Source organism: Pseudarthrobacter sp. NPDC058196 (genome assembly GCF_042882685.1).
In the GTDB taxonomy this organism is placed as follows: domain Bacteria; phylum Actinomycetota; class Actinomycetes; order Actinomycetales; family Micrococcaceae; genus Arthrobacter.
The window spans coordinates 96,131-110,689 of record NZ_JBHVVN010000005.1 but is presented as its reverse complement, the minus strand read 5'-3'; the positions used below and the strand labels follow the sequence as shown (position 1 = coordinate 110,689).

Annotated in this window: 12 protein-coding genes and 1 tRNA gene; 8 read left to right on the top strand and 5 right to left on the bottom strand. The window is 66.4% G+C overall.

The window, feature by feature from the left end; genetic code table 11:
- Positions 1-576, bottom strand: a complete 576-nt coding sequence (gene dcd / locus ACFVVC_RS08680) for a dCTP deaminase (protein WP_387451902.1) — start codon at positions 574-576, stop codon at positions 1-3.
- A 144-nt stretch (positions 577-720) separates the two neighbouring features.
- Here dcd and ACFVVC_RS08675 point away from each other — a divergent pair, with 144 nt between their 5' ends.
- Entirely contained in the window at positions 721-2,433 is a 1,713-nt protein-coding gene (locus tag ACFVVC_RS08675) for a CAP domain-containing protein (protein WP_387451400.1), read from the top strand.
- Between the two features lie 29 nt (positions 2,434-2,462).
- On the opposite strand, the gene ACFVVC_RS08670 is transcribed toward ACFVVC_RS08675, so the two are convergent.
- A complete protein-coding gene (locus ACFVVC_RS08670; RefSeq protein WP_387451397.1) occupies positions 2,463-2,924 on the bottom strand; it encodes an SRPBCC family protein in 462 nt (153 codons plus the stop codon).
- A 240-nt stretch (positions 2,925-3,164) separates the two neighbouring features.
- On the opposite strand from ACFVVC_RS08670, the gene ACFVVC_RS08665 reads away from it, so the two are divergent.
- The 3 genes from ACFVVC_RS08665 to ACFVVC_RS08655 all read left to right on the top strand — a co-directional run bounded on the left by ACFVVC_RS08665 (position 3,165) and on the right by ACFVVC_RS08655 (position 4,647).
- Positions 3,165-3,235: transfer RNA gene (locus tag ACFVVC_RS08665), tRNA-Gly, on the top strand.
- A gap of 105 nt (positions 3,236-3,340) precedes the next feature.
- Entirely contained in the window at positions 3,341-3,481 is a 141-nt protein-coding gene (locus tag ACFVVC_RS08660) for a hypothetical protein (RefSeq protein WP_018760714.1), read from the top strand.
- Positions 3,478-4,647 (top strand): N(5)-(carboxyethyl)ornithine synthase, encoded by a 1,170-nt coding sequence (locus ACFVVC_RS08655; RefSeq protein WP_387451394.1) that lies wholly within the window; start codon positions 3,478-3,480, stop codon positions 4,645-4,647. Before ACFVVC_RS08660 ends, ACFVVC_RS08655 begins: the two co-directional genes overlap by 4 nt.
- Positions 4,648-4,700: 53 nt before the next feature.
- On the opposite strand, the gene ACFVVC_RS08650 is transcribed toward ACFVVC_RS08655, so the two are convergent.
- A complete protein-coding gene (locus tag ACFVVC_RS08650) occupies positions 4,701-6,080 on the bottom strand; it encodes an MFS transporter (RefSeq protein WP_387451391.1) in 1,380 nt (459 codons plus the stop codon).
- Between the two features lie 140 nt (positions 6,081-6,220).
- Here ACFVVC_RS08650 and ACFVVC_RS08645 point away from each other — a divergent pair, with 140 nt between their 5' ends.
- Both ACFVVC_RS08645 and ACFVVC_RS08640 read left to right on the top strand, forming a co-directional pair.
- Positions 6,221-7,075 carry a LysR substrate-binding domain-containing protein gene (locus tag ACFVVC_RS08645; RefSeq protein WP_018760711.1) on the top strand — a complete coding sequence of 285 codons (855 nt, stop codon included), beginning with the start codon at positions 6,221-6,223 and terminating at the stop codon, positions 7,073-7,075.
- Between the two features lie 167 nt (positions 7,076-7,242).
- On the top strand, positions 7,243-7,557 hold the full coding sequence (locus ACFVVC_RS08640) for a hypothetical protein (RefSeq protein WP_387451387.1): 315 nt from the start codon (positions 7,243-7,245) through the stop codon (positions 7,555-7,557).
- Between the two features lie 98 nt (positions 7,558-7,655).
- On the opposite strand, the gene ACFVVC_RS08635 is transcribed toward ACFVVC_RS08640, so the two are convergent.
- Positions 7,656-11,162: a bifunctional proline dehydrogenase/L-glutamate gamma-semialdehyde dehydrogenase gene (locus ACFVVC_RS08635; protein ID WP_387451385.1), complete on the bottom strand. Its 3,507-nt coding sequence runs from the start codon at positions 11,160-11,162 to the stop codon at positions 7,656-7,658.
- Between the two features lie 360 nt (positions 11,163-11,522).
- A complete protein-coding gene (locus tag ACFVVC_RS08630; RefSeq protein WP_387451900.1) occupies positions 11,523-12,971 on the bottom strand; it encodes an amino acid permease in 1,449 nt (482 codons plus the stop codon).
- Between the two features lie 166 nt (positions 12,972-13,137).
- Between ACFVVC_RS08630 and ACFVVC_RS08625 the strand changes: the two genes are divergently transcribed.
- Positions 13,138-14,052, top strand: a complete 915-nt coding sequence (locus tag ACFVVC_RS08625) for a LysR substrate-binding domain-containing protein (protein ID WP_387451382.1) — start codon at positions 13,138-13,140, stop codon at positions 14,050-14,052.
- A 78-nt stretch (positions 14,053-14,130) separates the two neighbouring features.
- Positions 14,131-14,556, top strand: a complete 426-nt coding sequence (gene panD / locus ACFVVC_RS08620) for an aspartate 1-decarboxylase (RefSeq protein ID WP_387451379.1) — start codon at positions 14,131-14,133, stop codon at positions 14,554-14,556.
- Positions 14,557-14,559 lie beyond the last annotated feature (3 nt).

Here is a 14,559-nt window from a genome sequence, read left to right as displayed (position 1 = left end):
CTAGATGCTGGTGCGGTGGAAGTTCAGGTGGCTGCGGCTGGCAGTTGGACCGCGCTGGCCCTGGTACCGGTTGCCGTACTCCCCCTGGCCGTAGGGGAATTCCGCCGCGGAGCTGAGCCGGAAGAAGCAGAGCTGGCCGATCTTCATGCCGGGCCAGAGCTTGATGGGCAGGGTAGCCATGTTGGACAGCTCCAGCGTGACGTGCCCGGAGAAACCGGGATCAATGAAGCCTGCGGTGGAGTGCGTCAGGAGTCCAAGCCGGCCCAGGGATGACTTGCCTTCCAGGCGGGCGGCGATGTCGTCGGGCAGGGTGACGGTTTCGTAAGTCGACCCCAGGACGAACTCCCCCGGGTGGAGGATGAACGCTTCGTCCTCCTCCACCTCCACCAGCCGCGTCAGCTCGGGCTGCTCCAGCGCGGGGTCGATGTGCGCGTACTTGTGGTTGTCGAACAACCTGAAGAATTTGTCGATCCGGACGTCCACGGATGATGGCTGCACCATCGCGGGGTCATAAGGTTCCAGCACAATCCGCTGGGAATCAATTTCGGCACGAATGTCGCGGTCAGAGATCAGCACGGCTCCCAAATTACCGTATCGGTTATCCACAGCCGCACTTTCCCGTTGTTGCTGTGGCCCCGTGGGGCTAATGTTGCGAATGAAAGCCGCCGGAATGGTCTCCCGGGTAGGCATGACAGAGCTGGGGATGTTGTGGATAAATTGGTGGCACCGTCTTTCATTGGCGTGCTCTGTGCGTTGGCGCTGGTCTCATCGTCCGCCACTGCTCCTCCTGTGCCGCCGTTCGGCCAGGCATCGGGCACGGCGAGCATCACCCTCTCGGCTCCCTTGGTGCGCAACTCCGGCAGGTCCGCTGCTGCGAATGCAGGCACCGGGAACCTCACCCCGGCCGTGGACCCGGACATCAGGGCCGCTTCGCCGCTGCCCGCACCCACCCCCGCGCCCACAGTTGCGTCCGCGCCCGCAACGTCATCAACAGCTGAGGCATCCTCCACGTCCGCCATGCCGTCCACCGCGGCGCTCCCCGCCACCACTCCCGCAGCGACGCCGGCCGACGTGCCGTCCATCCCCCCACTGTGGGCGCCCGACCAGGAACTCGCCACCTCCGCTCCGGCCCAGGTGGCCGCACCCGAATCGGCCACCGCGCTGCCCTCCACCGAGGCCCTCGTCCCGGACAGCAATGCGGCCGCCATCCTCACGGTCTTCACCAAGATCAATGAATACCGGGTGGCCAACGGCCTGAACAAGGTGAAGTACCACCCCACCGTGGCCGGCATGTCCCAGGAATGGTCGGACAACATCGCCACCCGGGAGGTGGTGGAGCACCGGGCCTCCTTCTGGACGGACCCCCGCGCGCTCAACCCCAACAACGGGGCCGGTGAGATCATCGCCATCCGCACAGACCGCGACGCCGCCCAGCTCGTGGAATGGTGGAAGGGCTCCCCCGGGCACAACGCCATGCTCCTGGACCCCCGGTTCAACGTCATGGGAGCCGGCATCTCCTACACCAACTCCACCTACCAGATCTGGGGAGTGGTGAACTTTTTCGGCTACACCACGCTGCCCGCCGGCACCCTCGATTCCCCGGGCGGCTCCGGCTCCGGCGGAGCCTTTCCGGCACCGCCGCCCAGCCTGTGCGACGCCCCGGTACGGCACATGCCGCCCACCCTGAACCTTTCCGCCGCTGCCATCACGGGCCCGGCTGACCTCGTGTCGGTCGACTCGGCGGGGCAACTGTTGAACAGGGCAGCCACCGGCCCCCGTACCTACGCCGCAGCGAAAGTGATCGGCTCAGGGTTCGCCGGCGCCAAGGAAGTCTTCGTGACGGACTGGGACCGCGACGGCACCTACGACGCCCTGGTCCAGTGGGCCACAGGCAACCTGGCCCTCTACCGGGGCATCGCCACCGGTGGATTCCAGGCGCCCATCACACTCGGCACGGGCGGCTGGAACACCTTGACCCTGGCGGTGGGAGGCTGGTGCGCCAACAACAGGATGCCCCAGATCCTTGCCCTCGACGGCTCCGGGAACCTGTTCCTCTACCCGAACAAGGGCACCGGCGATATCGCCGACCGCGTCACCATTGCCACCGGCATCTCCGCCTCCCGCCTGGCCATGGTGGACTACGACGCTGACGGCTTCCAGGACATCCTGGCGCTCAAGGCCGATGGCACTGTCACGCTGTACCGCGGGTGGGGCACCACCACGCTTCGCGCTGAGGCACGCCCCACCGTAGCCACGGGCTGGACGGACGTCACCGGGATCCGCGCGCTGCGCAACGTGACCGGGCTGAACTCCACAGGAGTGGCGCTCCGCCGCGCAAACGACACCGTGCAGTACTGGGACCTGAGCTCCGGAAGCCTCGGGTCGCCGTCGAACATTGCCGGGCCGTGGTCCGGCCAGCGGCTGGCGCAGTAGCCCCGGGATGGTTGGGGCCGCCCCCCGTTTCAGAGGGCGGGCTGGAGCTCCAGGACGTCCTTCAGCCGCTCGAGCTGCGCGACGTCGGAGCTGACGCGGCGCTGCAGCATCCCGTCCAGGAGGCCCAGCCGGTTGAGGATGCCGAACCGGCCCTCGCGCTTGGCTTCCACGGCGAAACGGACGCGGGTGCCGGAGCCTTCCGTGCTGAGGTAGTACCCGCCCCAACGGGTGGCGGGCCCGGAAACGATGTGGAACTCGATTTCTGCCCCGGGCCGGACGTTGGTGATTTCCAGCTCCGCGGGAATGCTCAGCCCCGAACGGCCGGCCACCATCTTGCGGTAAACGGCGTTCGTGCTGTCGGCCGGACCCTGCACGAGCTTGACACTGCGGACGTCATGCCGCCATGAGGGGAGGTTGGTGGCGTCAAGGAGGTACTGGTACACAGCCATGGCATCACGCTCAATGAGGACCTCGTTTTCTGCGCTTGCCATGAAGATATTCCTGTGGTTGACGTCGGCTGCCGCAGTAGCCGCCTCCCCCAATGTGGCCGCTACCCGGATCAGGTTAGCCAGCGCCCGTCCGCCGGACCTAGCCGGCAGGGCCGACGTTATTGAAGAGTTACTGGATGACGCCGGGGGTTTGGGGGACACGCGACGCCCTGCTTGCCGGGTTGGCAGGGAGCCCCTCGATCTGCGCTAAGCTAAGTTCTGCCCCGCGCGAGTGGCGGCACTGCGGCTGTAGCTCAATGGTAGAGCGCTAGCTTCCCAAGCTTGATACGCGGGTTCGATTCCCGTCAGCCGCTCTGGAACCTCCCTCCCCACGTGTTGCCGCCGCCCCGGCGCCCATTAGGTGCAGGGGTGTAGGGTCGGTAGCCAGGAACCTTTTCGGTTCCGCTACAGGAGCAATCATGGCTGACAAGTCCCCGCGTCAATCGGCATCAAAAAAGTCCGGCAAGTCCATCAAGGAAAAGCGCGCAGACAAGAAGGCCGCCGCAGCGCCGGCCAGCTCCCTGGACATCACGTCCACCAAGGCCGCAAAAAAGAAGTGAGCGGCCAAGAACCCCGGCTGAGCCTGGGCGTCCTGGCCTCCACGCGCAAACCGGACGAGCGCCGCGTACCCATCCACCCCCTGCACGTCGAACGGATCGCCCCCGCACTGCGGCAGCGCATCATCCTCGAACAGGGCTACGGCGAGCGCTTCGGCGTCCCGGACAGCCTCCTCTCCACACTGGTGGGACGCATGGCGGCCCGGGAAGAACTGCTGGCCGCGGCCGACGTCGTCCTCCTGCCCAAACCGCAGCCGGAAGACCTGGCGGAGATGCGGGACGGGCAGGTCCTCTGGGGGTGGCCGCACTGCGTCCAGGACCGCGCCATCACCCAGCTGGCGATCGACAAGAAACTGACCCTCATCGCGTTTGAGGCAATGAACCACTGGGCCAGCGACGGCGGGTTCGGCCTGCACGTGTTCCACAAGAACAATGAGCTTGCCGGCTACTGCTCGGTCCTGCACGCGCTGGCGCTGACGGGTTCCACCGGGGACTACGGGCGCCGGCTGAGCGCCGTCGTGATCGGCTTCGGCGCCACGGCACGCGGGGCGGTGACGGCGCTGAACGCGCACGGCATCCACGACGTCCAAGTGCTGACGAACCGCGGCGTGGCAGCGGTGGGCGCCCCCATCCATTCAGTGAACATTGTGCAGTTCGACCACGACGACGAGGCTCCCTTCCTGAGCCAGGTCATCACCGAACGGGGCAGGGTCCCGCTGGCACCGTTCCTCGCCGAGAGCGACATCGTGGTCAACTGCACGCTGCAGGACCCGAACAACCCGCTCACGTACCTGCGGACCGAGGACCTGGCAGCGTTCAGCCCGGGCAGCCTTATCGTTGATGTTTCCTGCGATGACGGCATGGGCTTCAGCTGGGCCAAGTCCACCACGTTTGCGGCTCCGATGATCACGGTCGGTGACCACATCAACTACTACGCGGTGGACCACAGCCCGTCCTACCTCTGGAACTCCTCAAGCTGGGAGATCAGCCAGGCGCTTCAACCGTTCCTCGAAACAGTCATGGGCGGACCGGCCGCGTGGGACGCGAACGACACCATAGCGCGGGCAATCGAGATCCGCGGCGGCGTCATCCGGAACGAGGCCGTACTGCAGTTCCAGGAGCGCGCTGCGGAGTACCCGCACAAGGCGTTGCACCTGGCCGCGCTTTAGGCAGCTCACCCGGACAGCAGGGCCTGCGCGCCCTCCCTAGGCGCCGGCGGTTATTAGGCGCCGGCGTGCCGGCTGACGATCCGCAGGGGGCGGCGGCACTTCAGGTCCATCCGGAGCTGCAGGCCGCCCTTGCGGGCCAGCACGGCACCCACCGACAGTGCCGCCAACGCGGGTACGCCGCCGGATACCAGCAGCGCGGCGTGCGGGTCAACGTGCTCGGCGATCCAGCCCAGCATGGGCCCGCCCAGCGCCTGGCCGCCGATCAGCACCATGATGTACAGGCTCATCACCCGGCCGCGGATGGCCATGTTGGAGCTGACCTGCACCAACTGGTTGGACCCGGTGAGGAACATCAGGCACCAGAACCCGGACAAGACCATCACGGCACCGAACCACACCATGGACGGGGCAAGGGCAGCCAGGCAGAGCATCAGGCCGTACATCCCGGCGCAGAACACCACGGACCGCAGGCGCAGCTGACGACGCCGGGTGGACGCCACGGCGCCGGAGAGTGCTCCGAGTGCCACCAGGGCATTGAGGAGTCCATACCCGCCGGCTCCCACCTGGTAAACGTGGTCCGCGAACGCGGCAAGCAGCACCGGCAGGCTCATGGCGAACACCGCGATGAACCCGGCCATCAGCCATGGCCAGTAGATGGTGGGCTTGCTCAGGGCATAGCGCAGCCCCTCCCGGAGCATGCCCTTGCTCTTGGGCGTCGGGGCGCTGACGAAGAGCTGGTCCTTGCGCAGGAGCAGGAGCATGGTCACCGTGGAGCAGCAGGCCAGCGCGTTCGCCGCGAAAGCCCAGCCGGCCCCCACTGCCGTCAAGAGCAGGCCCGCGATGGCCGGCCCGATCAGGCCGCCCAGCTGGAAGGTGGTGGAGTTGACGCTGATGGCGTTCCGCAAGTATTTCGGGCCCACGAGCTCGTTGACGAACACCTGCCGGGCGGGCTGGTCAAGGACGGTCACCAGGCCCAGGACAAACGCGATGACGTAGACGTGCCACACCATGATCACGCCGGTCAGGGCCAGAACGGCAAGCGCCGCCGCAAGGATGGCAGCCACGCTCTGGCACAGGATGAGGATCTTCCTTTTGGCGAACCGGTCCGCGATCATTCCGCCCCACGGCCCAAGCACCAGGGACGGCATGAACTGCAAGGCCACCGTGAACCCTACGGCCGTCACGGACCCCGAGAGCTGCAGCACCAGCCAGTCCTGCGCGATGCGCTGCATCCAGATGGCGATGACGGCGATGAAGTGGCCCACGGCGAAGATCCGGAAGTTGGGCACTTTCAGCGAGATGAAGGTGTGCCGCCAAGGGAGCTTTTCAGGGACGACGGCGAGCGGCTGGGTCTGGTTGTCCGGCGGCGCTGAGCCCGCCGCGTCGATAACTGGCTGGGTGACGGAGGCCGACGAAGGCGGTGGGGGTGCCACAGGTGTGTCCTCAAAATTGCGGGCGGTCTGGGATGTCCTTAACGCTAGGCTGGCGGAGGCAATTATGGAGCGGTATGGTCCCTATAACTCGTATTGCAAAACGCAATACACGCCACCTTGGATACCGCGGGAGTCCCGAGATGTTTGAACCAGCCCAGCTACGCTCCTTCCTGGCCGTGGCGGACACCCTGAGCTTCACCAAGGCCGCCGAACGCCTGGGGTTGGCGCAGCCCACCATCAGCCAGCACATCCGCAAGCTTGAAACGGCCGCCAAGCGCAGCCTGATCGCCAGGGATACCCGGGACGTGCGGCTCACCGACAACGGCGACGCCATGGCCGGATTTGCCCGGAATATCCTCGCAGCCCACGATGCCGCCGCCCGCTACTTTTCGGGCTCCGCGATGCGGGGACGGCTGCGGTTCGGCACGGCGGATGACCTCGCCATCACCGGCCTGCCACGGATCCTGCGCGAATTCCGGCAGATCTACCCGCAGATCAACCTGGAACTCACTGTGGGCCAAAGCGACCAGCTTTACCGAAAACTCAACGCCGGCCAACTGGACCTGGTCTTCGTGAAGTGGGTGGCCGGGGCGAAGGACGGCACGGTGGTCCAGCACGATTCGTTCTCCTGGGTGGGCCTTGAACAAACGTCGCTGGAACCCGGAACACCCGTGCCGTTGATCGCCTACCCATCTCCCAGCCTCAGCCGGAAACTGGCCATCGATGCACTGGAAGCCCACGGCAGGACCTGGCGGATTACCTGCACCACCCGCCAGATCAGCGGAGTGCTCGCAGCCGTCCGGGCGGGCATCGGCGTTGCCGTCATGCCCACCTCGCTGGTCCCCGACGACCTGAAGATCATTACCCGGCGCTTCGACCTTCCCGCGGTGGGAGATGTGGACTTCACCTTGATCCGCAACCCCTTGGCGAACTCGGAGGTGATTGACGCCCTCACCCAATCGATCGTCGGCAGGACCATTAACCGGCAAACTTAACCCCGCGACAGCCCGAATTCCAGCATTTGGCGGGATTAGGGGGTCCGTGTCCATTGATAGGGGAGGTGCCATCCCCTATGCTCTATTACCAAGGTCAAGCAGCAGGCCGCGTTCACTCACCACAAACGCGCTTCCGCATGCCGGCCCGCGTTTGGGACAGGCAGCCAATGACGACAGCCAGGAACACCCATCTCAACTCTGCGCACGCCCGCCCGTACGCCGAGGCACGGCCTTCTACCCGCCAGAACAACCTCGGGAGCGGGCGCGCGTCCGTTGATACCGGATACGTCGGAAAGCCCACCTGCGACAAGTGCCGGACCGACGAATTCGTTTACCTTGAGTCCTTCATTCCCCCCACGTACCGGCGCGATGGCAGCGTGGCGGCACTCGGCGAAGTGGCCTACACCTGCACCCACTGCGAGGAATTCTCGGCGCACAACGTCCCGGTGACCTGGACGCCGCCCGGTTGGTACCTGGGGTAGCGAATCCGCACCCCAGACGGTGCTTGAGCTTGTCGGACGGTGGTTGAGCTTGTCGGAACCAGGTTTCGACCAGCTCAACCACCGCTACCTTGCCCGGACTAGATCAGCGTGTCGGAGAGGTGGTTCGGGGTTCCGAACCGGTGCGCGGTGATACTCACGGCCTGCTCGTGCAGGAACGGCAGCATCTCCACCCGCCCGGCCTCCGTGACCGGATGGGCATACACCGCAATGTCGGGCCGTCCACCCGTTGCCTCGGCAAGCGCGGGGGCGTCGCCGCCGATCAGGCGGATGCGGCCACCGGACAGCTTGCCCGCGGAGGCGAGGCGTCCCGCCGAAGCCAGCCAGCCGGCGTCGGACTCCACCGTCACCTCAATGTCCTGTGCGCTGAGCACGGCGCGCAACTGGGCCGGAAGTTCGACGGCGGTGGAGACGGTGAGCGCGGAGCCTGCCAGCACGCCGGCCGCCACGGTCCGGACGAGGTGCGACAGCGGGGCACCTTCGGACAGGCGGATGGTGACGGGGAGGTTCCGGTAGCGGAAGATGTTGCGTTCCGCGCTCAAGCCCGAGACGTCCTTGGCGGTGCCAAATTCCTCGGCCCAGGCCGCGGCGTCGGACGCCAGTGCCCGCTGGACGGATTCCAGCGCGGCGGCGCCAAGGACCGGGGCCGCCGCGTCAAGGACCCGGCGGACACCCGCGTGGGTCACCGGGGCGGTGGCGGCGCTGGTGGCAGGAACCCAATGGCCCAGGCCGGCGAGGTAGTTGGGGCCGCCCGCCTTGGTGCCGGCACCCACGGCTGACTTCTTCCAGCCGCCGAAGGGCTGGCGCTGCACGATGGCGCCCGTGATGCCCCGGTTGACGTAGAGGTTGCCGGCCTGGATGGTGTCCAGCCAGATGCCCAGTTCCTCGGAGTTGAGGGAGTGCAGGCCTGCGGTGAGACCGTACTCGATCTGGTTCTGGATGGCGATGGCTTCTTCCAGCGTCGCGGCGGTCATCACGCCCAGGACGGGCCCGAAGAACTCGGTGAGGTGGAAGTAGGAACCGGGCTTGACGCCGTGGCGCACGCCGGGACTCCAGAGCCTGCCCGTGCCGTCGAGCTTCTTCGGTTCGACGGCCCAGCTTTCGCCCTCGCCCAGCGTGGTGAGCGCGTTGAGGAGCTTGCCGTTGGCGGGCTCGATGATGGGGCCCATCTGGCTGGTGGGATCCTGCGGGTAGCCCACCTTGAGCGAGGTCACGGCGTCGATCAGCTGGTTGTGGAACCTCTTGGACGTGGCCACGGAGCCCACCAGGATCACCAGCGAGGCCGCGGAGCACTTCTGGCCGGCGTGGCCGAACGCGGAGTAGGCCACGTCCTTGGCTGCCAGGTCCAGGTCTGCACTGGGGGTGACGATGATGGCGTTCTTGCCGCTGGTTTCGGCCAGCAGCGGCAGGTCCTTGCGGAAGGAGCGGAACAGTTCGGCGGTCTCGTAGCCGCCGGTAAGGATGACGCGGTCCACGGCAGGGTGGCTGATCAGCTGGCGGCCGAGCTCCCGCTCCCCCAGCTGCACCATGGTCAGGACGTCCTTGGGGACGCCGGCTTCCCACAGCGCTTCGACCATCACGGCGCCGCTGCGGGCGGCCTGCTTGGCGGGCTTGATCACGACGGCGGAGCCGGCGGCGAGTGCCGCAAGGGTGGACCCTGCCGGGATGGCGACCGGGAAGTTCCATGGCGGGGTCACCACGGTGAGCTTGGCTGGGACGAACGTGGCGCCGTCGACCGCGTCCAGCTTGCGTGCGGACTCGGCGTAGTAGTGCGCGAAGTCGATGGCCTCGCTGACCTCGGGGTCGCCCTGGTCGATGGTCTTGCCGGTTTCGCTGGCCATGACCTCGAGCAGGTCGGCGCGGTGGGCCTCGAGGATGTCGCCGGCTCGGTGCAGGATCTCGGCGCGCTCGTTGCCGGAAAGCTTGCCCCAGGCTTTGCCCTTGTCAACGGCGGTTTCGATGGCGGTGTTGAGCGCAGCTTCGTCGTTGATGAAGGCGGCCTCAACGGCGGCATTGCCCAGGGCGGAGGACGGGACGCGTTCCAGGATGGCCCGGCCCCAGGTGCGGTTGGCGGGCAGCGCGGGGTCGGTATCGGGGGTGTTCCCGAATCCGGTGTGCGGCAAGGCCTCTGGGGCCTGGTTCCGGTCCTGCCGGCGGTTGGGCAGCGGAACGGTGTTGTCCAGGGCGTCAAGCGAGGCGAGGAACCGCTGTTCTTCGCGCTTGAACAGTCCCTCGTTCTCGCTGAGCTCGAACACTGCCGACATGAAGTTTTCCTGGCTGGCGCCCTCTTCCAGGCGGCGGATCAGGTAGGCGATGGCGACGTCGAACTCGGCCGGGTGCACCACCGGGGTGTAGAGCAACAGGGAGCCGACGTCCTTCTTGACGGCTTCGGCCTGGCCTTGCGCCATGCCCAGCAGCATCTCAAATTCGATGCCGGCTTCCACGCCGCGCTGCTTGGCCAGGAGCCAGGCGAAGGCGATGTCGAACAGGTTGTGGCCAGCAACGCCGATCCGGATGTTCTTGATCCGGTCCGGGTGCAGCGCATAGTTGATGACCCGCTTGTAGCTGGTGTCGGAGTCCTGCTTGGAGCCCCAGGTGGCCAGCGGCCAGTCGTGCAGGGAGGATTCCACCTGCTCCATGGGGAGGTTGGCGCCCTTGACCACGCGGACCTTGATGCCGGCCCCGCCATTCGCGCGGCGCCCGGCGGCCCATTCCTGCAGCCGGACCATGGCGGACAGTGCGTCGGGCAAGTAGGCCTGGAGCACGATTCCGGCTTCGAGGTCCTTGAACTCGGGCTTGTCCAGGATCCTGGTGAAGACCGCGATGGTCATGTCCAGGTCCTTGTACTCCTCCATGTCCAGGTTGATGAACTTGGCCTTCTTGCCGGGGCCGGCAAAGGAGGCCGCGCGCTGGAACAGCGGCGTGAGCTTGTCGACGACATGCTCCACGGCTTCGTCGAAGGCCCAGGCCGAGTGCGGGGCCACGGTGGAGGAGACCTTGATGGAGACGTAGTCGACGTCGGGGCGGGCCAGCAGGGTGTGCGTGCCTTCCAGCCGGCGGGAGGCCTCGTGCTCGCCGAGAACCGCCTCGCCGAGCAGGTTGACGTTGAGCTTGATGCCGTCCTTCTTGATCTTTGCGATGGCCGGTCCCAGCTTGGCGTCGGTGGCATCAACGATCAGGTGGCCCACCATTTCGCGCAGGACCTTGCGGGCCACGGGGATGACCACCCGGGGCAGGACGGGGGCCATGGTGCCGCCGAGCGCCACGGCGCTGCGCATGTACCAGGGCAGGAAGGCCGGTACCTTGGGGGCCAGTGCGGCCAGGTTGCGGGCGGCGACGTTCAGGTCCTCGGGGCGGACCACGCCGTCCACGAATCCAACGGTGAACTCCAGGCCGTTGGGGTCCTTCAGCACGCCGGCCAACTGCTGCGCGGAGGCGTCGACGGGGACCTTCGACGCCTCGGTGAGCCAGCGGCGGACCAAGGCGACCGCTTCGTCGGCGAGCGCCTTCGCCTGGGGGACGTCGACGTCGACCGTCTGCGCCGTGGCAGCGACTGTGGCTGCCGGTTCCATTGCAACGTGGGTCATGGTTTTCCCGATCTTTCCTGGGGTTGGGAGGAGGTCTTTCCACCAGTATGAGCTTCGAATCACATAAGATAAAGCGATCTTTTCCAACCAATACAGGTTAGGAAAACCAACGTTTCAATGACTCCCGGAACCCCCGCTCACCTTTGACATTCAAAACCCCCACCCCCGCTCAGATCCTGCAATTAAATTCCAAACGCCCGCTCACATTCGGCGGTCTTGACGGGGAACCCACCTGCACGTGATGCGCAGGAGGGTTCCCTGTTCCTGCCAGATGCGAGCGGGCGTCCCAGGAAAAACAGTCAGATGTGAGCGGGCGTTGGGGGAAAAACGGTCAGATGTGAGCGGGCGTTCCAGAGGGGGTTAGGACAGGGGGCGGTGCATGTCCGCGAGCTCCTGGTGGCGCGGGCTGTTGGGGTTCATCAGCGAGTGCTTGCGGCCGTAGCCGAAGTAGATCACCAGGCCGATGATCAGCCACACCACGAACCGCAGCCAGGTTTCCCAGTGCAGCTGCAGCATCAGGAAGGCCGAAGCGAGGACACCGAAGGCCGGGATCACGGGCATCAGGGGCAGGCGGAACGTGCGGGGCGCGTCCGGCCGCTTGTAACGGAAGATGATCACGGACAGGCAGACGACGACGAACGCGGCCAGGATGCCGATATTGGTCAGGTCCGCGACCGCCTTGATGGGGAACACGCCGGCCAGGAAGGCGGACGCGATGCCGCCGATCCAGGTGACGCGCTGCGGGGTTCCGTTGCGGTCCGTCTTGGCGAACCAGCCCGGCAGCAGGCCGTCGCGGCTCATGGAGAACCAGACGCGGGTCACGCCCAGGAGGAAGGTGAGCATCACGGTGAGGATGGACAGCACGGCGAACACCGAGATGATCGTGGCAATGACCGGCAGCCCCACGGACGTGAAGGCCGAGGCGAAGCCCGCCTTGGGGTCGATGTCCTTGTAGTTCTGCATGCCGGTGAGGACAAGCGTGGCGGCAACGTAGAGCAGCATGGCAATGATGAGCGAGAGCACGATGGCCTTGGGCATGTGCTTCTTGCCGTCCTTGGCTTCCTCGGCGGCCGTGCTCATGGCGTCGTAGCCGAACACGGCGAAGAAGACGGTGGCGGAGCCGGCAACCACGGGGCCGAAGCCGCTGGGCATGAACGGGTTGTAGTTGTTGGTGTCGATGTAAAAGACGCCCAGCCCGATGATGAAGAGGATGAGGACCACCTTGATGCCCACCGCTACGAGTTCAAACCGGCCGAACGCCTTGGTGCCTCGGGAGAGGATCCAGGTCACCAGGAGGCAGACCAGGATGGCGGGGACATTGACGATGCCGCCCTTGCCCTCGTCAAAGGTGGAGGTCATCGCGGCCGGCAAATGGATGCCGATGCCGGCGAGGAAGGCGTCAAGGTAGCCCGAGATGCCAATGGCCACCACGGCGACGATGGCAATGTATTCCAGCAGCAGGTCCCAGCCGATGAACCAGCCGATTACCTCGCCGAGCGCTACATAGCCATAGGTGTAGGCCGAGCCGGCCCGCGGGATCATGCCCGCGAATTCCGCGTAGGAGAGGGCGGCGGCCGCTGAGGCGAGGCCTGCGATCAGGAAGGAGATCAGCACCGCGGGCCCCACCCCGGGAGTTCCTTCGCTGCCGGCCGCCACCAGTCCCGCGAGGGAGAAGATGCCGACGCCGATAATGCCGCCAACACCGATGGCGGTGAGCTGCCACAGCCCGAGGGACTTGAAAAGGCCGCTGTGCTTGCTTTCTTCTTCGATGTCGTCGATGGGCTTGCGCCGCATGATCGACTGGGTCATGTCTCTGCTCATCAGGAACTCCTGCTTTGGGGTGCGACCCCGCCGCGGCACGCCAAGGGATGGCTGTGACGGGGGTAACTAGGTTCCAACAGTATGCGTGGGCGTTTGCATTAGATAAAGTGAATCCTTCTAACCAATATTCGTTAGTTTCAGTTAGGAATCCGCTATGCTTGACGTCCGCCGGCTGCGTCTCCTGCGCGAATTGAGCATCCGTGGAACCCTCGCGGAGGTGGCGGAGGCACTCCAGTACAGCCCGTCGTCGGTATCGCAGCAGCTCGCGCTCCTGGAGAAGGAAGTCGGCGTTGAGCTGCTCCGGAAAACCGGCCGCCGCGTGCAGCTCACGCCCCAGGCCGAGGTGCTCGTGGCGCACACCGCGCAGCTGCTCGAAACCATGGAGCAGGCCGAGGCGGACCTGGCCGCATCGCTGACCACGGTGACCGGCACGGTGCGGATCGCGGTCTTCCAGTCGGCCGCGCTGGCGCTGATGCCGGACACCCTGACGCGCATGGCCGCCGCCTACCCCGAGGTGCGGATCGAGATGATCCAGCGGGAGCCCGAGACAGCACTGCACGAGACGTGGGCGCGGGACTTCGACCTGGTGATCGCGGAGCAGTACCCCGGCCACGCCGCCCCGCGCTACCCCGAACTGGACCGGGTGAAGCTGACCACCGATGCCATCCGGCTTGCGGTTCCCCCGGCGTCCGACGGCGGGCCGGCCATCTGTTCGCTGGCGGACACAGCGGACCTGGCCTGGGTCATGGAACCGCGGGGTGCCGCGTCCCGCCACTGGGCGGAGCAGGCCTGCCGCAGCGCCGGGTTCGAGCCCGATGTCCGCTTTGAAACCGCGGACCTGCAGGCGCAGGCCCGCCTGATCGAGTCCGGCAACGCGGTGGCGCTGATGCCGGACCTGGTGTGGACCGGCCGCGGCACCACGGCGCAGCTCCTGGAGCTTCCCGGTAAGCCGTACCGCACCATCTTCACCTCGGTCCGCCGCTCCGGCGTCCAGCGCCCGGCGATCCTCGCGGCCCGCGAGACGCTCGCCGCAGCAGCCGCGGCCGTGGCGGGGACGGACGCCGGGTGACCGGCCGCCGTCGTCCGTGACGGATGTGTTTCCTGCGTCACTGCGGGCAAGGGAGCGCGGGTCTAGACTGGTTTCGTTATGAATCGAACAATGTTCAAGTCCAAAATCCACCGGGCCACCGTCACGCACGCCGACCTGCACTACGTCGGTTCGGTCACCGTAGACCTTGACCTGCTCGAGGCGGCGGACATCCTTCCGGGCGAGCTGGTGTCCATCGTGGACGTCACCAACGGGGCACGGCTGGAGACGTACACCATCGCCGGTGAACGTGGCTCCGGGGTGATCGGCATCAACGGTGCAGCGGCGCACCTCATGCACGAGAACGACATTGTCATCCTGATTACCTACGCCCAGATGACCACCGAGGAAGCCAAGTCATACGAACCCCGGGTGGTCCACGTGGACCAGGGCAACCGGATCATCCAGTTGGGCAACGACCCCGCCGAGGGCTTCACCGCCGGCATGATGCGTCCGCCGTTCGCGCTGAACAACGCCACCCTCTGAACC

Bases quoted from the DNA above. Each gene is read 5' to 3' on its own strand.
- ACFVVC_RS08670 (WP_387451397.1), bottom strand. From the start codon at position 2,924: ATGGCAAGCGCAGAAAACGAGGTCCTCATTGAGCGTGATGCCATGGCT.
- ACFVVC_RS08660 (WP_018760714.1), top strand. From the start codon at position 3,341: ATGGCTGACAAGTCCCCGCGTCAATCGGCATCAAAAAAGTCCGGCAAG.
- ACFVVC_RS08645 (WP_018760711.1), top strand. From the start codon at position 6,221: ATGTTTGAACCAGCCCAGCTACGCTCCTTCCTGGCCGTGGCGGACACC.
- ACFVVC_RS08640 (WP_387451387.1), top strand. From the start codon at position 7,243: ATGACGACAGCCAGGAACACCCATCTCAACTCTGCGCACGCCCGCCCG.
- ACFVVC_RS08635 (WP_387451385.1), bottom strand. From the start codon at position 11,162: ATGACCCACGTTGCAATGGAACCGGCAGCCACAGTCGCTGCCACGGCG.
- ACFVVC_RS08630 (WP_387451900.1), bottom strand. From the start codon at position 12,971: ATGACCCAGTCGATCATGCGGCGCAAGCCCATCGACGACATCGAAGAA.
- ACFVVC_RS08625 (WP_387451382.1), top strand. From the start codon at position 13,138: ATGCTTGACGTCCGCCGGCTGCGTCTCCTGCGCGAATTGAGCATCCGT.
- panD (WP_387451379.1), top strand. From the start codon at position 14,131: ATGAATCGAACAATGTTCAAGTCCAAAATCCACCGGGCCACCGTCACG.